We start from the raw sequence: 19,103 nt of genomic DNA on the forward strand, positions 1-19,103 counted from the left end.
CCGGGCTCAGCGCAGCCCGGTGTAGCTCAGGTAGGCGTCGATCACCGGCTCGCCCCACATGAAGACCAGCCAGCCCGCGATCGCCAGATACGGGCCGAACGGAATCGGCGTGGCGCGGTCGCGGCCGCGGCTGTACAGCCAGATCGAGCCGATGATCGCCCCGACCACCGACGAGAGCAGGATGATCGGCAGCACGCCCTTCAGGCCCACCCATGCGCCCAGCGCGGCCAGCAGTTTGAAATCGCCATGGCCCATGCCTTCCTTGCCGGTGATCTGCTTGAAGAGCCACCACACCGACCACAGCGACAGGTAGCCCACCAGCGCGCCCAGCAGGGCAGGCTTGGCTGGCATGTACAGGCTGTCGATGCTGCCGATGAGCCCCAGCCACATCAAGGGAAGGGTCAGCTGGTCCGGCAGCAGTTGTGTCCGCAGGTCGATACCCGACAACGCCACCAGGAAGCAGGACAGCACGATCGCGCCAAAGCCCTGCCAGCCAAAACCGAACTGCCACACGCTGGCCGCGACCAGCAGGGCGGTCAGCGCCTCCACCAGCGGATACTGGATGGAAATCGGCGCCTGGCAGTGGCGGCACTTGCCGCGCTGGATCAACCAGCTGAACAGCGGGATGTTCTCGTACCAGGCCAGCTTGTGCTTGCAGTGCGGGCAGTGCGACGGCTCCACCACGATGCCGGGCGGCGGTGGCTCGTAGATGTCCGGCTCTTCCAGTACTTCACGCGCATCGCGCTTCCACTGCCATTCCAGCCGCTTGGGCAGGCGCAGGATGACGACGTTGAGGAAGCTGCCAAGCAGCAGTCCCAGGCCGACCGCGGCGGGGTAGCCGAGGCCGGGATGCTGGTCAAGAAAGGCCATTGTTTATCCAACCACCGCGCCGAGTTTGAAGATGGGCAAGTACATGCCGATCACCATACCGCCAACGACCACGCCTATGAAGACCATGATCATCGGTTCCAGCAGGCTGCTCAGCGCGTCCACCGCGTTGTTGACCTCCTGCTCGTAGTACTCGGCCACCTTGAACAGCATGGTATCCAGCGCACCGGCCTCTTCGCCGATGCCGGTCATCTGCACCACCATGTGCGGGAACAGATTGACCTGTTTCATTGCCATGTTGACCGGGTAGCCCACCGAGACGTCGTCGCGCATGCGCAGCACCGACTCCTCATAGACCTTGTTGCCGGTTGCGCCGGCCACGATGCCCAGCGCCTCCACCAGCGGCACACCGGCCTTGAACGTCACCGCCGTAGTGCGGGCGAAGCGGGCGATCGAGCTGTTGTGCATGATCTGCCCGATGACCGGCACCTTGAGGACGAAGCGGTCCATGCCGTGCTGAAGCCTGGGCGAGCGTTTGTAGGCCATGACGAAGCCGACGATGCTGCCGACCACGACGATCAGGATCAGCCACCACCACGAGGTCATGAAGCGCGAAGCGCCCACGATCATCTGGGTAAAGGCAGGCAGCTCGGCGCCAAAGCCCTTGAACACCTCTTCAAACTGCGGCACCACGAACAGCAGCAGGATGCACGAGACGATGATCGCCACGGCGATGACCATGGCCGGGTAGAACAGCGCCTTGCGGATCTTGCCCTTCAGCGCCTCGATGTTTTCCTTGTAGGTGGCCACGGTGTCCAGCACCGTTTCCAGCACACCGGCGCCCTCGCCGGCGCGCACCAGGTTGCGGTAGAGCTCGTCGAACTGCACCGGATGCTTGCTGATGGCCTCGTGCAGCGATGACCCGCCCTCGATATCCGTACGAACGGTATCGACCATCTTCTTCATGCGCGGGTTCTTGTGCCCGCCGCCGATGATCTCCAACGAGGAGACGATGGGCACACCGGACTTCATCATCGTCGCCATCTGGCGGCTGAAGAAGGCGATGTCTTTCGGACTGACCGGCTTGCCGGCCGCACCGAAGATCGACTTCGGCTTCGGCTTGACCACCTTGGGCGTAATGCCCTGGCGGCGCAGCTCGGCCTTGAGCAGGTTGGCATTCTTGGCCAACTGCTCACCTTTCATCTTGATGCCCCGCTTGTCGGTCCCCTCCCAGACAAACGGCGCCAGCTCCATGGTGCTGCGCGCCACGGGCTCTTTCTTCATCGCACTGCGAGTTGCAGACATGTTCACGGCTCCCCGGCCTGCCATCCCCAGGCAGGCATCCAGTGGCAGATGCTAGCGGATTCAAGGGCCGCTGGGCAGGGTCGCGCCCGCCCGGGAGGGATCAAACGGGCTGCTTGCGACCAAAGGTGACGTTTTGCGTCACATTGACGGGTCCATCGCATTTTTTGAACGAAAGGCTTCCCAAGTCAGAAATAGCTGCCATCATTGGCGCGGGGAGATGGGATAGGCGGGCCGGGGAACTTGGCACGCATCCTGCGTTGATCTCTCATGCCGGGCGGTCGCCCGCTCAGCTGGCCGCAGATGCGGACAGTCCGGCGGCCGTCCAGAGACCTAAACACCTTTATCTTGGGGATGTACCAAATGAAGAACCAGAAGGGCTTTACCCTGATCGAACTGATGATCGTCGTTGCGATCATCGCCATCTTGGCTGCGATTGCGCTGCCGGCTTATCAGGATTACACCGTCCGTAGCCGCGTCTCGGAAGGCGCTGTGCTGGCCTCGGGCGCCAAGGCGACCGTGGGTGAGAACATCGCGAATGCGGGCGGTGCAATTAACGCTAGCGCCTGCGCCGGGGTTGCGGAGTTCACCACCGCAACCAAGAACACCGCGAGCCTGTCTTGCAACGAAGGTGTGATCACGGTGAAGGGTACTGCGGCAGCCAAGGGCGTCGAACTCAAGTTCGAGCCGACCTCTGCCAGTGCTGGCATCACTTGGGCATGCACTTCGAGCGACCCGGAAAAGTACCTGCCGGCAGAATGCCGTGGTAGCGCCGGTGGCAGCGGCAGCTAAGCTGTAATAGCTCGCCATCGGATGGCGGGCAGAGAAACGCATGAAGGGTCCTGCTCCGCAGGGCCCTTTCTGCCATCTGAGGCAAGGAAGAATGAAAAGCTCCCATCGGCAGTATCTCGCGTCCGCGCTGACGGCAGGCCTGCTCTGTGCTTGGCAGTTGTGGGGCACAGTCCAGCGGTTTGGCATTGGCGGTGCCCATCCGCGTGCGGATGTCATGCAGCGACAGGTGGTCGATCACTTTCTGGCAAGCCCGCGTCTGGTCGTTGCACTGCTTCTGTTTGGGCTGCTGATGTTGGCCACCCATCTGCTGCTGACAGCAGGGGCCGTGGCCGTCTACCGTGCAGCGACGCGCATCGTGTTCGTCGGCAAGCGCGACGCTTTCTGGCCATGCATGGCCTTTCTCGCCGCAACAGTACTGCTGGCGATGTTCGCAAACCGCTGGCTGTTCCCACAATCGTCCGCCTTCGTCGATGCCGAAGTGCTGATGATCCAGACCATGTCGCCCGTGCTGATCGCCGGTCTTGGCATCGCGGTAGGCGGGGCTGCCGCCCTCGCGATTTACGTATGGCTGACATCCTTGCGCCGCCCTGTGCTGGTGGCAGCGGGTGCAGGCGTGGCGACCCTGATGCTGGGTGCGTGGTCACTGACGATGCTTTCCTCCGGCCGTGATGCCGAGGACGTTCGCCCTGATGTGATCATCCTCGGCATCGATTCCCTACGTCCCGATCACCTCTCGTCGTACGGCGGTGTCCCACCGGGTCTAACGCCCGCCATTGATGCGGCACTTGCCGAGTCTGTTGTGTTGGCTGATGTCCGCACCCCGCTGGCACGCACCTTCGTTTCTTACAACAGCCTGCTGACAGGCAAAAATCCGATTCACCACGGTGCACGCTTCAACCTCTACCCGCGTACCGAGTTCAGCAGCAGCGACAACCTGGCGTGGCGGCTGAAACAAAGCGGCTACACGACCATGATGGCGATGGATGAATCGCGCTTTGCCAACTTCGACGGCACCTTCGGGTTTGATACCACGATTGTGCCGCAGGTCGGAGCGATGGACTTCGTGGTGGGAAGCAGTTTTGATTTCCTCGCAAGCAACCTGCTGATCGCTGCCATCCCGCCGTCCCGATGGATGAGCGCGGTTCAAGGCAACCGAGCGGCCTATCGCAGCTACAGAACTGACGACCATCCATCGCGCGTGCTTGCGGCGCTGCGCGAGGCGCCGGGCAGCCAGCCGCTCTTCATGGTCAGTCACCTCTGTCTCCCCCATTGGCCTTACCTCCCCAGTGGTCTTGAGGGAGATCGCTCCTTGGACTGGGTTCGCAACATTCCTGGATACGAGGAGTCGCCCCGGCAGTATCTGCGCGCCATTGTGGCGGCCGACCAGCAGTTCTCCCGGATTCTTGCCGAGCTCCGTGCGCAAGGACGGCTGCAGAACGCGATCCTGATCGTGATGTCGGATCATGGCGAAGATTTCGCGTTTGATCGAGACCAGTTGGCACGGGATCATGAGGGGGGGGCGGCGCTGGGAAGCTATGGCCACGGGAGCTTTGCGCTATCTGAAGCTCAGAACCACGTGGTGATGGGGATCCAGCGGTACCGCGACGGTAAGCCGGTATGGACGCCCGTAACGCTGCATGGCCCCGCTTCAACCATCGACGTCGCGCCGACAATCGCATCTGAACTGGGATTGGGGAGCGGCGACTATGAAGGCGTGTCCTGGCTCTCCAACCTCATCGACGGCAAGAACTTCCCAACAGAACGTGTCCGTTTCTTTGAGAACGGCATTCGCTCTGCGGGTGTGGAACGGCCTGACATCGATGAGAAGCGGGTCGCCGATGACATGTCCTACCTGTACCGGGTGACGGACGATGCCCGGTTCGAGATCCGGCCCGAGCTGTTGCCGCAGAAACTTCGTGAGAAACAGCGCGGGGCAGCGCTTGGTCGCTGGGGTGTCATGACCGATCCACGTTCCGAGAATGCAGAAGGCGCTCGTGACTGCTGGACGGCCGTGGACTACGAAAAGCGAACGATCGCATGTGTGGATTTCCCGGCGGCGCAAGCGGAAGTGGCGAGGCTTCAGGCGGACGTCTGCCGTTACTACGCGTCAGATGACGGTTTTGGCGAGCGGTGGTGCCGAAATCAAGGCGATTCATCGGCCTCATTGGCTGCAACTCACTGATTTCCCCTGTTCCTTTTTGACGCCGGTGCGTGCTTGAAGTAGCGTCTTACGCGTCGCCGCCTTGGCGGCGACCGGGTTTAGCAGCCCGCAACCAAAGCGCACCAGCGCCCATCGACCGATATCCGGCACAGCTGTGCCGGGTATCGGCGATGGCATGCCTTGCCGTGTTCCATGGCGGGCGGTGTGCGGAGACCGCAGGGTCTGCCGGTTCTTTGGTCCGGTCTGCTAACCGCGCATCGTCCGCCGCCTTGATTCCTGGGTGGCGCTATTTCAACGGCACCGAGGAACATCGATGAGCAGTTCACTTCCAGCGGGACATCTCCAGCCTCAGTTTTCCCGGATTAATTCAGTGAGGCCTGCCTTGGACCGCTTTGCGCACGTCGCGTCTGCGCTGCGTGCCCTGAGTGAACTGCTGGCCCCCACTGATGAACTCGCTTCTGCAGCAAGGGATGATCTGGCGATGCTGCTGTCGCTGCTCGAGGAGCCTTTACAGCGGCAGAGGTCGGAACTGCATGATGGCGCGAGTGCGCGGGCTGCGGTGATCGACCTGATTGGGTGCAGGCAGGAACTCGGCAATGTCACACGCCGCGATCTTCGGGACCTGCTTGGCGTACTAGCGCATCTGCAAATGGAAGCCGTTACTGCACTGACCAACGACTAGAGCTGGTTCACGATGGAGCGGTGGCCAAGGGTTGTGGCCTGTCACGGCCCTTGGACCTGCTCAGTCGCTCCACCGTTGCATAGGACATCACTGCACAAGCCAACGCGAACGTGCCGCCAATGGCCATCGCGTTCCAGCCGGTGATTCCTTCTCCACGAAGAAGAAGCATCGCGGGAAAGTGCCAAAGATAGAGTCCATACGAGAGCTTTCCCAGCCAGGCCAACGGCCACCAGCTCAGGACGTTCAGCCTGTTGGCCCCCAGTATCAGCAGCAATGCCCCAAGTTCAGCCAGCAACATCCAGATCGTCAGCGATGACGGATCTTGGGGCTGCGCGTTCCAAGCCGCGTAAACAAAAAGCGGAATGCCCATGACGGGCATCCATCGGGTACGGGACGGTTTCCAGATCGCGCCTGCCGCACCGATGAGCAGGCCGGAGAGGCGAGTGTCGAAACGGAAGTAGGGTTGTTGCCAGACATCGATGTAGTAGACCACGTGCCACCGCCAGAGCGTTGCTGCGAGGGCCATTGCCACCGCCGCAGCTAGCCAGGTTCTCTTTGGAAGTCTGAGAATTAACCAAAGTACAAGAGGCCAGATGAGGTAAAAGTGCTCTTCAACGGACAGGCTCCAGGTGTGGGAAAGGAACCAAGGCATTCGCCAGAAGGCGACACCATAGTCGGAAAGATACAGGGCGGTTATCGCTGCATGGGTGAGGTGGTGGCCATTGATGGAGGGCAGCCATGGTGAGGCAGCGAGATAGACTGCGAGCAGAAGAAGCAACGCTGGGTACAGTCGGCGCAGGCGCCGGAGGTAGAACGCGCCGAACCGAAGCGTGCCCGTCTGGACCCGCTCTTCGACGAGAATCCGGGTGATCAGGTATCCCGACAGCACAAAAAACAGGTCGACCCCGAGAAAGCCGCCCTGAGTACCGCCTATGCGGGCATGGTAGGCCATGACAGCGACCACAGCGACCGCGCGCAGTCCATCCAGTGACGGTATGTAGTGCATCTGTTCTCCTCCCCAGGAGAGTTTGCGGCGTGAACGCTACTGCACTCAGGATTCTGCTTCATTTTGTAGGGTACGTGGCGATAAACACAGTGGCCGGTCGCAACAAGGTCCCTGACGCCTGCTTTATGCCAGAATGCTGGAAACCAAAAGGAATCGGCATGAATAATATCCAAGGAATGGTCCTGTCACTGGCATTGCTCGCATTGCTCGCAGGTTGCAGAAAAAGCGCTGACCTCACCGGCGAGAACGAGATCAATCTGGCTGGCTGCCCGGTACCCGCAGGCATCGAGCGCTCCAAAGCGGAGGCCATCGAGTGCGCTGGCGCTGCCCAGGCGGACATGGAGGCCTCTTCCGAGGCGCAGACACAGGCCGCTGCGGATGACACCGACCCGGCTGCCGACACAGCGGCGGTGGAGGCGGTGATCGCCGCCGCAGTTGCCGAGTCTGACGGGGCCCAGGAGTACCGCGACGTGCGGCAGCAGTTCATCGGCGACCTGACCGGCGATGGAGCTCCTGATGCTGTAGTGCTTTACGTCCTGGAAGGCGAGGGCGGCGGCAACGGGAGCGTCACCTTCATGACGGCACTGGTACGCACTGCAGGCAGGCTTGAAGCTGCGGCGACACGTGTGGTGGCCGGTAATGGCGAGAGCGTCACCGAGGCCCGCCTTGCCGACGGCATCATGCAGCTCACCGTGATGCGACAGGGGCCGGATGATGCCAGTTGCTGTCCGTCGCTGGAGGTGCAGGAGCACTACCTGCTTCGTGCGGGCAAGTGGATGCAGTTGCAGGAGTGAGTTGACTGCTGCGGCGGGATGATATTACGCGAGCATCTGCTCGGCCTGGCGTTTGCGTGCGACGGCGCGCTGCGTGGATGATCTGTCGTGCCGCGCGAAAGGCAGCCGACCGTGGGGTCGGCTCTACGAGGTCGCGAACGGAGGCGGGTTTTGAATGCTCACTATTCGCGCTTGAAGCGCGACGTGCTCATTGCGGGTATCTTGCTGGTGCTGGTGGGTGCTGGCCTGATCTGGAAGCGGGAGGACAAAGGCAACGCGGCGCCAGTGGATAAAGCAGCTGCTGCGGAGGGGGCTGCGAGCGCCAATACCCGTTCGAGCGATGCGGAGCGTCCGATTGCTGCGCGTGGCGCGCCGCAATGGCAGTTCCCGGTGCGGAGCGAGGCCGAAACCAAAGCGTTGCAGGCGCGCGCGGAAGCGGGTGATGCGGCTGCCCAGCGTGAGCTGGCGTGGGCATACGACCGTTGTTGGATCATGTCGCTTGATCCGGCCGGTTATCCGCGCCAGATCCATGTCATGGCCTCGCTGCTGCCATCGCCGAGAGCGGCTGCCATCATCGAGCAAGCTGGGCGGGCATTGATGAAAGAGTGTGCGGGGCTCGATGACGGACAGCGCATTCCGATGGATGCCATCACACTGTGGATGCAGCAGGCGGCACGGGGCGGGGATCTGGAAGCCATTGCGATGACGTGGCGACCCAACAACACCCACGCGCTCGAGCAGGAGACCTTGTGGGACCGTGTCATTGCCGAGGGCAATGCAGAAGCGCTTCACGCGCTGATCAACGTGTACCAAGCCGAAGAGATCAATCGTCGGTTCGGTGATGTGCTGACGCGCGATGATGCGTCGTCCGCGCTTCTACTTGCGGCATGCCGGTTGGGAAAGGACTGCGGACCGGGTAGTGTGTTCATGCGGACGATGTGCACGGCAGCGGGCGCCTGCGCGGATGCTTCATATGAGACGTTTTTGATGGGGCAGCTGCCTGTTGCGGAGCGCGAGGTGCTGCAGAGGCAGGTGGAGGCGGTGCTGCAGAAGCTGCAGCGGAAAGGGTGGGCATCGACCGTGCCGCTGCTTCCGTAGGGCCGACCGCATGGTCGGCTGCTGTCCGGCCAGATTGCGATGGCTCTGCCGCGCTTCGCGCGGGAGCCGACCGTGGGGTCGGCTCTACCAGTTGTTGGCGGGGGTGATAGTAAGGTGTGGCTGTTGAAAGCTACGGAGGGCGGGTTCTGAACATTCACCAATCGAGATTGAAGCGCGACGTGCTCATTGCGGGCATCTTGCTGGTGCTGGTGCTGGTGGGTGCTGGCCTGATCTGGAAGCGGGATAGTGCGGTCGAAGTCGCGCCGCCGGAGAAGGCTGCTGCTGCGGAGGAGACAGCGAGCGGCAGCATCGGCTCGACAGATGCGGCGCGTCCGTCTGCTGCGCGTGGCGCGCAGCGTTGGCAGTTCCCGGTGCGCAGCGAGGCAGCGACCAAGGCGTTGCAGGCGCGCGCGGAAGCGGGTGATGCAGCTGCCCAACGTGAGCTGGCGTTGGCCTATGACCGTTGTCTGATGGTGTCGCTTGACCCCGCGGATTATCCGCGCCAGATCCATGCGTTCGCCTCGACGCGGGGATCTGCGGAGGAGGCGGCCATCGCCGAACAGGCCGGGCAGGCGTTGATGGAAGAGTGTGCGGGGCTGGATGACGGGCAACGTATCCCGCTGGATGCCATCACGATGTGGATGCAACAGGCCGCACAGGGGGGTGACCTGGAAGCCATTGCCACGACGTGGCGACCGGCCAACACCCACGCGCTCGAGCAGGCTGCGTTGTGGGATCGCGTCATTGCTGAGCACCATGCAGAAGCGCTGTATGCGCTGTCCAACCTGTACCAGGCGGACGAGCGGGATCGCCGGTTCGGTGATGTTCTGGCAGGCGATCACGCATCGACTGCGCTTGAGCTTGCTGCATGCCGGTTGGGCAAGGAGTGTGGTCCTGGCAGTGTGTTCATGCGGACGATGTGCACGGCAGCGGGCGCCTGTGCGGATGCTTCGTATGAGGAGCTTCTGCTGCGGGCGTTGCCTGCGGCGGAGCGCAAGGTGCTGCAGATGCAGGTGGAAGCGGTGCTGCAGAAGCTGCAACGGCAAGGGTGGGCGTCGGCTGAGCCGGGGCACCGGTAGAGCCGACCCCATGGTCGGCTGCCGTTCGGCCAGATGGCGATGGCTCTGCCGCGCTTCGCGCGGGGAGCCGACCGTAGGGTCGGCTCTACCGGTCGGGGCGCGGTGCGCGGCCGCGCGTTGCGCGGGTCGGATTGCGGTGGTCGTGCCGGGCTGCTGGCAGCGGTTAGGATGGGGGTTCGGCCCGCGTGGGCGTGTGCAGGGAATCGACCGCGTTGACTCGAACGCCTTCGTTCATCGGCAGCTGGCTGCTGTGTACCTTCGTCCTCTCCGGTTTTGCGGGATTGGTGTACCAGTCCATCTGGAGCCAGTACCTGGGCGTGTTTCTCGGCCATTCGGCGCATGCGCAGTCGCTGGTGCTGATGCTCTTCATGGGCGGGATGGCAGTGGGGGCGTGGTGGGCCAGCCGGCGCAGCGCTGCGCTGCGCTGGCCGCTGCTGGCCTATGCGGTCATCGAGCTGGTCATCGGTCTGCTGGGGCTGGCCTTCGATGGGCTCTACCAGGCGGTGGTCGGCTGGGTGTATGGCCATGGCCTGCCCTTGCTGTCCGGCACTGCTGGCATCGGGCTGCGCTGGCTGGCGGCGGCAGCGCTGGTGCTGCCGCAGTGCGTGCTGCTCGGCGCGACGTTCCCGCTGATGAGCGCCGGCTACCTGCGCGTGGCTCCCACGGCGCAGGGGCAGGTGCTGGCGGGCCTGTACTTCGCCAACAGCATCGGTGCGGCCGTGGGGGCGCTGGCCTCCACCTATCTGCTGCTGCCGGCCGTCGGTCTGCCCGGCACGGTGATGGTGGCTGGTGCGCTCAACATCGCTGTCGCCGTGCTGGTGCTGCCGGTGGCGCGCGCTGAGCGACCGCTGCCGGTGCTTGCGCCCATGGCCGCGCCGGTGGCGGCCGCGCCCGCAGCGGGCCCGGCCAGCCACGGCGTGCTGGCCATCCTGTGCATTGCCCTGCTCACCGGTGCCACCTCGTTCGTCTACGAGATCACCTGGGTGCGCATGCTGTCGCTGGCGCTGGGCACCACCTTGCATTCGTTCGAGCTGATGCTGGCCGCCTTCATCGCGGGCATCGCCTTTGGTGGTTTGTGGCTGCGCCACCGCGCCGACCGCATGGTGCATCCGCTGCGCGTGGCGGGCTGGGTGCAGGTGCTGATGGGGCTTGCAGCGCTGGCCTCGATGTTCGTTTACGCGCAGGCGTTTGAATGGGTGGGCTGGCTGATGTCGGTCATCGTGCGCAGTGCCGATGGCTACGGGCTGTACTCGGTGGCCAGTGCGGCCATCGCGGTGGCGGTGATGTTCCCGGCCGCTTTCTTTGCCGGCATGACGCTGCCGCTGTTGACGCTGGCCTTGCTGCGGCAAGGGCGCGGTGAGCGCGCCATCGGCCAGGTTTATGCGTTCAACACGGTCGGGGCCATCGTGGGTGTGCTGGCGGCGGTGCATGTGCTGATGCCGCTGCTGGGTCTCAAACATGCGTTGCTGTTGGCGGCGGTGGTCGACCTCGGGCTGGGCCTGTGGCTGCTGTGGCCCCAGCCGGATCCTGCGGCGGCTGCCACGCGCAACGTGTTGCCCCCGCGCCGGGGTGTTCCGGCGATGGTCGCGGCCGCCAGCCTGTGCGTGGTGGGCGTGGTCACTGCGGTGGGGTGGGTGCGGTTCGACCCGTTGGTACTGAGTTCCTCGGTGTACCGCCATGGCGGCGCGCGGCTGCATGAGGACGCGAAGATGCTGTTCTTCCGCGATGGCCAGACCGCCACCGTGTCGGTGTTCGAGAGTGACCGGGGCGCCGGGCCGGTACGCTCCATCGCCACCAACGGCAAGGTCGACGCCGGGCTGACCGCCACGCTGGACCAGCTGCCCAGCGGCGATGAATCGACCATGGTACTGCTCGGTGCCCTGCCGCTGGCCGCGCATCCGGCACCGCAGCGGGTGGGGGTCATCGGCTTCGGCTCGGGCCTGACCACCCACACGCTGCTGGGCGATGCGCGGGTGAAGCAGGTGGAAACCGTGGAAATCGAGCCGATGATGGTGCGCGGCGCGCGCTTGTTCGGCGAGCGCGTGGAGCGCGCCTTCCACGACCCGCGTTCGCGCATCGTCATCGACGATGCCAAGGCGCACTTTGCCGCCAGCGCGCAGCGTTACGATGTCATCGTGTCCGAGCCCTCCAATCCGTGGGTGGGCGGCACCGGCAGTCTGTTCAGTGATGAGTTCTACGCGTTCCTGCCTTCGCGGCTCAACGAAGGGGGCGTGTTCGTGCAATGGCTGCAGCTGTATGAGATCACCCCGGAGCTGGTGACCTCGGTACTGGACGGCCTGCTGACGCACTTCGTCGACGCACGCGCCTACCTGGCCAACGATGCCGATCTGATCATCGTGGCCAGCCCCAGGGGCCCGCTGCCGCCGCTCAACGGTGCTTTGTTCGAAGGTGCTGAGCTGCGCCACGAACTGGCCCGGGTGGGCGTGCACAGCCTGGCCGACCTGCAGGACACCCTGGCGATGGGCGATGCCGCGCTGCGCGCGTACGTGCCGCTGTATCCCTCGCCGCGCCACTCCGATTTCCGCCCGGTGCTGACCTTGAAATCGCCGGTGGCGCGCTTCGAGCAGGCCTTTGTCAGCGATATCGAGTCGATGATGACCGCGCCCTGGCCGCTGGTACGCAGCTGGGGCGGGCCTGAGCCCCGGTTGCCGCCGGCCGGGCAGGGCAGCCAGCTTTCGCTGCAGGTGCTGGACCGCCGCGTGCAGGCGCAGCAGCTGCTGCAGCGGCTGCAGGACGGCAGTGCGCTGCCGGGCGCAGGCGGTGATGCGGCCTTGGCCGATGCCCTGCGCAGCCTGGGCCAGCAGTGCGAGCTGGACACCACACCGCTGGAGAGTGCCGGGCTGGTCTTCGCCCTGGCTGCCGAAACCGTGCCCTTCCTGCCGCCCGAACAGCGTGCGGCGCTATGGTCGGCGCCGGCGTGGCTGGCCTGCCCACCGACGCACCCGACCGTGCGCGATGCGCTGGGACTGGTCTCGGCCGCCGCCGAAGACGACGCGGCGCGGGTGCTGGCGCATGGACAGCGGCTGCTGGCCGGTGCCGATGGCCCCGGGCTGCTGGCCGATGCGCGCTCCGGCTATTATGTGTTCGGCGCCCTGCAGCACGCGGCGCTGGCGGCCGGGGACACCGCCACGGCGCGTGCGCTGGCCGACACGCACTGGGATGCATTGGGCATGGATGCCAGAGCAAGTGGGCGCCTGCGTTTGCTGACCTACATGGCGGCGCTGGGTGCAACGGGGAGCGCCACCGCGGAAGCGGCGGCAGGCACAAAGAACTGAGAGAACGCACATGAACGCCGTCAGCACTGCCAACCTGGTTGGAATTACCGGAATCGCCCGCCGCCTGGTGCAGGATGGCGCGCTGGACGAGGCCGCCGCGCGCGATGCCATGGCACGCGCCAGCGAAGCCCGCCTGCCGCTGCCGCAGTGGTTTGCCAAGCACAAGGTGGTCAGTGCCGCGCAGCTGGCGGCGGCCAATGCGCTGGAGTTCGGCATGCCGCTGTTTGACGTCTCGGTGTTCGATGCCAGCCAGAGTGCGATCAGCCTGGTCAGCGAGGAACTGCTGCGCAAGCATCATGTGCTGCCACTGTTCAAACGCGGTGGCCGTCTGTTCCTGGGTACCAGCAACCCCACCCACGCGCTGGATGAGATCAAGTTCCACACCAACCTGGTGGTCGAGCCCATCCTGGTGGACGATGACCAGATCCGCCGTACGCTGGACCAGTGGCTGTCCAACCAGGACACCCTGGGTGATGCGCTCGGCGGTGATGACGATGGCATGGCCAACCTGGACGTGGCCGCCGGTGACGAGGATGGCAGCAGCGATACCGGCATCGACGCCAAGGGTGATGACACCCCGGTGGTGAAGTTCGTCAACAAGGTGCTGGTCGATGCGATCCGCAAAGGTGCCTCGGACATCCACTTCGAGCCCTACGAAGACGACTACCGGGTGCGCCTGCGCATCGACGGCCTGCTGAAGATGGTGGCGCGTGCGCCGGTGAAGTTGAACCAGCGCATTGCCGCGCGCCTGAAGGTGATGGCGCAGCTGGACATCGCTGAAAAACGCGTGCCGCAGGACGGACGCATCAAGCTCAACCTGTCCAAGAGCAAGCAGATCGACTTCCGCGTAAGCACGTTGCCGACGCTGTTCGGCGAAAAGGTGGTGCTGCGTATCCTCGATGGCAGTGCGGCCAAGCTGGGCATCGACAAACTCGGCTACGAGCCGGAGCAGCAGAAGCTGTTCCTGGATGCGATCCACAAGCCCTACGGCATGGTGCTGGTCACCGGGCCGACCGGTTCGGGCAAGACCGTCTCGCTGTATACCGCGCTGGGCATCCTCAACGATGAAACGCGCAATATCTCCACCGCCGAAGACCCGGTGGAAATCCGCCTGCCCGGGGTCAACCAGGTGCAGCAGAACAACAAGCGCGGCATGACCTTCGCCGCAGCGCTGCGCTCGTTTCTGCGCCAGGACCCGGACATCATCATGGTCGGCGAAATCCGCGACCTGGAGACGGCCGAGATCGCCATCAAGGCGGCGCAGACCGGCCACATGGTGCTGTCCACCCTGCATACCAACGATGCGCCGCAGACCATCGCGCGCCTGATGAACATGGGCATCGCCCCGTACAACATCACCAGCTCGGTGACCCTGGTCATCGCCCAGCGCCTGGCGCGGCGGCTGTGCGGGCGCTGCAAGCGCCGCACCGAGCTGCCCGGGCATGCGCTGCTGGCCGAGGGCTTCACCCAGGCGCAGATCGACAAGGGCATCGACCTCTACGAGGCGGTGGGCTGCGACGATTGCACCGAGGGCTACAAGGGACGTACCGGCCTGTACCAGGTGATGCCGATGTCCGACGAGATCGCCAGCATCGTGCTGGCCGGCGGCAATGCGCTGCAGATTGCCGAAGCAGCGCAGGCCGCCGGTGTGAACGATCTGCGCCAGTCGGCCCTGCTCAAGGCGTCCAACGGCATCACCAGCCTGGCCGAGATCAACCGCGTCACCAAGGATTGATGCCGCGTAATGCCAGGCTGCCGCCGTGGTAGGGCCGACCCTACGGTCGGCTTTACGGGGCAGATTGCCATTGTTGAATCGATTTCACATGCAACCATACCCCTGATCGTGTCTAATACCGGTCCCCACTGCTGGTCCCCCACCCATGTCCCTGCAATCCCATGGCCCCGTGCCGTGCGACGACGCTGACGGCCATCTCGTCACCGCTGGTCCGCTGACCCCGCCGCCCGACAGCGCAGGCACCGCGCAGGATGCCGCCGCGCTGCGCCATTCAATGGCCGAAGACGTGCAGGGCATGGTGCTGGCCACATTGGTGGCCTCCCTGGGCCTGGCGATTTTTGCCAAGGGCGGGCTGATGGTCGGTGGTATGGCCGGGCTGGCCTTCCTTGCCCATTACGCGATGGGCTGGAACTTCGGCGTGGTCTTCGTGCTGGTCAACCTGCCGTTCTATTACGTGGCGGTGCGGCGCATGGGCTGGGAGTTCACGCTCAAGACCTTCGCGGCCGTGACCGCCTGTGGTCTGCTGGTGGACCTGCTGCCGCGCTGGGCGGATTTCGCGCACATGTCGCCGCTGTATTCGGCACTGGTGGGCGGTGCGATGGCCGGCTTGGGCATTCTGTTTTTCATCCGTCATCGCGCCAGCCTGGGCGGCATCGGCATTCTGGCGGTCTACCTGCAGCGCACACGTGGCTGGAGCGCGGGCAAGGTACAGATGAGCTACGACGCCCTGCTGATGTGCGCGGCGTTCTTCGTCATCACCCCGACGCAGGTGCTGTATTCGGCGATCGGCGCGGTGGTGCTCAGCCTGGTGCTGATGTTCAATCACCGCCCCGGCCGTTACATGGGCGTTTGACTGCCGGCTGGGCAGAGCGGCGGGGCAGAGCAGAGCAGCGGGGCAGAGCCCCGCTCTACCTGGCTTGCAGCCTTGCGTATACCGGGCAGTCGGGGCTGTGCGCGCCGGGCAGGTAACCCAGGCTCATCAGAAACTCGCCGGTGATTTCGCCGCCGGTGAAGCGGAATGTCTTCTTGAACAGCTTGACCCACTCGGCCTTTTCGCGCGGGTGGTGCGCGTCCAGCCACTGCGCGAAGCTGCCGTGGCTGGCCCGCAGCTGCTGGATGACCTGCGCATTGTGGATGGCGGCGTTCACCTTCAGCCGGTTGCGCACGATGGCCGGGTCGGCCAGCAGGCGCTCGACGTCGTCCTGGCCGAACGCCGCCACCGCGTCCACATCGAAACCCGCGTAGGCGCGGCGGAAGCCCTCGCGCTTTTTCAGCATCAGTTCCCAGCTCAGGCCCGCCTGGTTGATCTCCAGCAGCAGGCGCTCGAACAGCTCGCGCTCGCCACGCTGCGGGAAACCGTACTCGTGATCGTGGTAGTGCGCATGCACCGGATGGCCCGGTGCGATCAGGCAGTAACCGCTCATTTTCCCGCCTCCCCGGTCCTGCCGCGCAGGTACTCACGGTCTTCGTCGATCCGGGCATCCACACCGCCGGAGGTCATGGCAGGCCAGCGCGGGCGGCTCAGGGTCAGCTCGCCATTGCGCACCGCGCGCACCGCGCGGCGGTTCTCTTCGGTGCTGTTGCCGCTGAAATTGACCATGCCGGCCTGCTTCCAGCCGTCAGCGTCGCGCACGTGCAGCCGGCAGTAGGCGCCCATGTACTCGCCGGCCGTGCACAGCAGCACCTCGTCCTGGCCATCGCCGTCGAGGTCAGCGCGCAGGGCGACGCAGTCGCTGTCGCCGTCCAGGCAGGAACCCGCATCCAGGCTACGGTCCAGCAGGGCCTGCCACCAGTCATCGGCGGGAGCGGGCCGGTTCTTGGCCAGCATGATCGCCGCTTTCACTCCGTCCAGATCGCGGGCGCCCTCATCGATGCTGGCATACGGCGCATACCGCTCCTTGCTGGCCAGGGCCTGCTTGACCATGCTGGCGGCGCGCAGGTCGGCGGCGATGACCGGGTCGTCGTGCAGCGTGCGCAGACCGGCCACGCCGGCGCGGCCCAGGTCGAAGCGCAGCGTGCGCACGTCGCTTGCGGTCATCTCGGCCGGTGCCTTGCGCAGGCGCTCGACCTGGCTGGCGGTGGCGATGCGGGACGGGTCCAGGCCGGGCAGGTTGGTCAGCAGCGCCGCGCCCAGCACCACCCAGCACATGATGCGGTTGACCGGTTCCAGCGCCGCCAGCCAACGGCCCTGCCGGCGCAGCGCGGCCAGCGCATAGCCCAGCGCGTAGCCGGCGGCGATCACCGCCACGGTGAAGCCCCAGAAGCGACCCAGTGTCCAGCCGTACTGGCCGATACGCAGGCTCATGGCGACCAGTGCGAGCGCGGCATACACCGGCAGCGCAACCAGGCTGGCCTGCACCGCCCAGCGCAGCCATTGCGGGTAAGGCGGGCGCGCATCGTCATGCTGGTACACCGCATTGACGAAGCTCACCAGCAGCAGCACCACCACCAGCAGCAGGCTGGCCGCCGAGCGCGTGGCCCACAGCGGCTCCAGCCCGGTGAAGGGCAGGGCCAGCACGAACAGCAGCACGATCAGCGAGAGCAGCGGCAGCAGTCCGCGGCACAGCGCGAACAGCACCTGGCGGGTGACCTGGATGGCGCGGTGCTGGGTGCGCCCGAGCAGCACACCAAAGCCCACCAGGCAGCCGGTGGCCAGGGCGATGAAGCCGCGCGTAGCGAACAGGTCGGCGAACAGCTTCACCTGCACCATCGAGAACAGGCCGGCCAGCAGCCACAGCAGCATCCAGGTGATGCCGGTGAACGCTGCGGCCAGTACCAGCGTGAGGCCGTTCTGCCAGGCGCGCTCGAACAGGCTGCCGTAGTCCGCCCGCCAGTGACCGTGCTGCAGGCGGAACTGCCACCACGGCAGCATGATGAACACCGCGATGCCGATGCAGATCGACAGCGGCGCCTGCAGACCGCCGGTAGACAGGCCGCTTTCGCCCTGCAGGTTCCAGGCCACCCAGACGGCAGGGGCCAGCACCAGCAACGAGCCCACGGCCGCATGCCCCCACAGGCGGCGGTCGGTCAGGTCGAACAGGGTCAGCGCGATGGCGCTGGGAATGGCCAGTACCCAGGCATACCAGCCGTAGCGCACGGCGATGTTCCAGTCGGCGGCGAGTTCCAGCGCGGCGTACATCAGCAGGCCCTGCAGCAGGGCCAGCAGGACGATGGTGCTGCGCACCGGAGCGGAAAGTGGCGTGTCTTGCATCTGCATGGGGCAGCCTTCCTGGCGATCACGTAGCGGAAACCGGGTGGCTCATCCTAGCTGATCGGCTCACGCCCGCGTTGCGGGTACAGCGGGTAGAATGATGGCATGTCCGAGACTTCCACCTCCCTTGCCCACCACCTGCTGGTCGCGCTGCCGTCGTTGACCGACGATACTTTCGCCCGCAGCGTCTCGCTGATCTGCCAGCACGACGAGAACGGTGCGATGGGCGTGCTGGTCAACCAGGCGTCGGAGTACACGCTGGGCGAGGTGCTGGCGCAGATGGAGATCGGCACCGACGACCTGGAGCTGCGCGCCCGCGTTGTGCTCAACGGCGGCCCGGTGCATCCCGAGCGTGGCTTCGTGATCCATGACGACGCCCGCAGCTGGGACTCCAGCCTGGCCCTTGGCGCCGGTCTGTATCTGACCACCTCGCGCGACATTCTCGAAGCGATGGCCCGTGGCGACGGCCCGGCCAACGCGCTGGTGACGCTGGGTTGTGCTGGCTGGAATGCCGGGCAGCTGGAAACCGAGATCGCCGAGAACAGCTGGCTGACCGTGCCGGCCGATGCCGGTCTGCTGTTTGATACGCCGCTGGAGCAGCGCTGGCAGGGTGCCGCCGCGCGCATCGGGGTGGACCTGTTCCGGCTGACCGACTACGCCGGCCATGTCTGAGCCGACCACGCCGCGCCGCGATGGCACCGTGCTCGGCTTTGATGTCGGCTCACGGCGCATCGGTGTGGCGATCGGCAGTGCGTTTGGTCTGCATGCGCGTGCCGTGGCCGTGGTGGACGTGCGCGGCGACGGCCCGGACTGGGCCGCGGTGCAGCGGCTGATCAAGGAATGGCAGCCCGACGGTCTGGTGGTTGGCGACCCGCTCACGCTGGATGGCCAGGACCAGCCCAACCGCAAGCGCGCGCAGGGCTTTGCCCGCCAGCTGCGGGAACGCTTCAAGCTGCCGGTGGTGATGATCGACGAGCGTTCCAGCTCGGTCGAGGCTGCACGCCGGTTTGCGGTAGAACGCGCCGAAGGGCGCAAGCGGCGCCGCGACGCGGCCACGCTGGACGCGGTGGCCGCAGCGGTCATCGTCGAGCGCTGGTTTGCTTCGCCGGACGACGCCACCCCCATTCCTTGACTGCACGA

The 19,103-nt window shown here is 65.2% G+C and carries 16 protein-coding genes; 11 read left to right on the forward strand and 5 right to left on the reverse strand.

The genetic code is table 11. The annotated features are described in order from the left end of the window. Positions 1–6: 6 nt before the first annotated feature. Both RZA67_RS03445 and RZA67_RS03450 read right to left on the reverse strand, forming a co-directional pair. Entirely contained in the window at positions 7–870 is an 864-nt protein-coding gene (locus RZA67_RS03445; protein ID WP_317211184.1) for an A24 family peptidase, read from the reverse strand. 3 nt (positions 871–873) lie between these two features. Continuing rightward, positions 874–2,133, reverse strand: coding sequence for a type II secretion system F family protein (locus tag RZA67_RS03450; RefSeq protein WP_317211186.1), 1,260 nt, complete (start codon positions 2,131–2,133; stop codon positions 874–876). A 360-nt stretch (positions 2,134–2,493) separates the two neighbouring features. Between RZA67_RS03450 and RZA67_RS03455 the strand changes: the two genes are divergently transcribed. The 3 genes from RZA67_RS03455 (at position 2,494) to RZA67_RS03465 (ending at position 5,765) form a co-directional block, all read left to right on the forward strand. Next, positions 2,494–2,922 carry a pilin gene (locus RZA67_RS03455; RefSeq protein ID WP_317211188.1) on the forward strand — a complete coding sequence of 143 codons (429 nt, stop codon included), beginning with the start codon at positions 2,494–2,496 and terminating at the stop codon, positions 2,920–2,922. A gap of 91 nt (positions 2,923–3,013) precedes the next feature. After that, positions 3,014–5,104, forward strand: a complete 2,091-nt coding sequence (locus RZA67_RS03460; RefSeq protein WP_317211189.1) for a sulfatase-like hydrolase/transferase — start codon at positions 3,014–3,016, stop codon at positions 5,102–5,104. A 292-nt stretch (positions 5,105–5,396) separates the two neighbouring features. Further along, the gene (locus RZA67_RS03465) at positions 5,397–5,765 is read left to right on the forward strand and encodes a hypothetical protein (protein ID WP_317211190.1); all 369 of its coding nucleotides are present in this window, start codon (positions 5,397–5,399) and stop codon (positions 5,763–5,765) included. Between the two features lie 7 nt (positions 5,766–5,772). Here the strand turns inward: RZA67_RS03465 and RZA67_RS03470 are convergent, their stop codons facing one another. After that, positions 5,773–6,771 carry an acyltransferase gene (locus RZA67_RS03470; RefSeq protein ID WP_317211191.1) on the reverse strand — a complete coding sequence of 333 codons (999 nt, stop codon included), beginning with the start codon at positions 6,769–6,771 and terminating at the stop codon, positions 5,773–5,775. Positions 6,772–6,800: 29 nt separating this feature from the next. On the opposite strand from RZA67_RS03470, the gene RZA67_RS03475 reads away from it, so the two are divergent. The 6 genes from RZA67_RS03475 to RZA67_RS03500 all read left to right on the forward strand — a co-directional run bounded on the left by RZA67_RS03475 (position 6,801) and on the right by RZA67_RS03500 (position 15,605). Continuing rightward, positions 6,801–7,565 carry a hypothetical protein gene (locus RZA67_RS03475; RefSeq protein ID WP_317211192.1) on the forward strand — a complete coding sequence of 255 codons (765 nt, stop codon included), beginning with the start codon at positions 6,801–6,803 and terminating at the stop codon, positions 7,563–7,565. Positions 7,566–7,715: 150 nt separating this feature from the next. Continuing rightward, positions 7,716–8,642, forward strand: coding sequence for a hypothetical protein (locus tag RZA67_RS03480; protein ID WP_317211193.1), 927 nt, complete (start codon positions 7,716–7,718; stop codon positions 8,640–8,642). A 179-nt stretch (positions 8,643–8,821) separates the two neighbouring features. Beyond that, on the forward strand, positions 8,822–9,721 hold the full coding sequence (locus RZA67_RS03485; RefSeq protein ID WP_317211195.1) for a hypothetical protein: 900 nt from the start codon (positions 8,822–8,824) through the stop codon (positions 9,719–9,721). A gap of 212 nt (positions 9,722–9,933) precedes the next feature. Next, a complete protein-coding gene (locus tag RZA67_RS03490; protein ID WP_317211196.1) occupies positions 9,934–13,017 on the forward strand; it encodes a fused MFS/spermidine synthase in 3,084 nt (1,027 codons plus the stop codon). 10 nt (positions 13,018–13,027) lie between these two features. After that, entirely contained in the window at positions 13,028–14,752 is a 1,725-nt protein-coding gene (gene pilB, locus RZA67_RS03495; protein WP_317211198.1) for a type IV-A pilus assembly ATPase PilB, read from the forward strand. Positions 14,753–14,897: 145 nt separating this feature from the next. After that, complete coding sequence (locus RZA67_RS03500) at positions 14,898–15,605, forward strand: YitT family protein (RefSeq protein ID WP_317211199.1); 708 nt, start codon at positions 14,898–14,900, stop codon at positions 15,603–15,605. A gap of 55 nt (positions 15,606–15,660) precedes the next feature. Here the strand turns inward: RZA67_RS03500 and RZA67_RS03505 are convergent, their stop codons facing one another. Together RZA67_RS03505 and RZA67_RS03510 are read right to left on the reverse strand one after the other, a co-directional pair. Further along, entirely contained in the window at positions 15,661–16,176 is a 516-nt protein-coding gene (locus tag RZA67_RS03505; protein WP_317211200.1) for a DNA-3-methyladenine glycosylase I, read from the reverse strand. Beyond that, on the reverse strand, positions 16,173–17,969 hold the full coding sequence (locus RZA67_RS03510; protein WP_317211201.1) for a DUF4153 domain-containing protein: 1,797 nt from the start codon (positions 17,967–17,969) through the stop codon (positions 16,173–16,175). The genes RZA67_RS03505 and RZA67_RS03510 overlap by 4 nt, the downstream gene beginning before the upstream one ends. A gap of 99 nt (positions 17,970–18,068) precedes the next feature. Between RZA67_RS03510 and RZA67_RS03515 the strand changes: the two genes are divergently transcribed. Both RZA67_RS03515 and ruvX read left to right on the forward strand, forming a co-directional pair. Then, positions 18,069–18,635, forward strand: a complete 567-nt coding sequence (locus RZA67_RS03515) for a YqgE/AlgH family protein (RefSeq protein ID WP_317211202.1) — start codon at positions 18,069–18,071, stop codon at positions 18,633–18,635. Continuing rightward, positions 18,628–19,095 (forward strand): Holliday junction resolvase RuvX, encoded by a 468-nt coding sequence (gene ruvX / locus RZA67_RS03520; RefSeq protein ID WP_317211204.1) that lies wholly within the window; start codon positions 18,628–18,630, stop codon positions 19,093–19,095. The genes RZA67_RS03515 and ruvX overlap by 8 nt, the downstream gene beginning before the upstream one ends. The last annotated feature ends 8 nt before the right edge of the window (positions 19,096–19,103 follow it).

Origin of the sequence: Stenotrophomonas sp. C3(2023), from assembly GCF_032911385.1 — a bacterium.
Taxonomy (GTDB): domain Bacteria; phylum Pseudomonadota; class Gammaproteobacteria; order Xanthomonadales; family Xanthomonadaceae; genus Stenotrophomonas.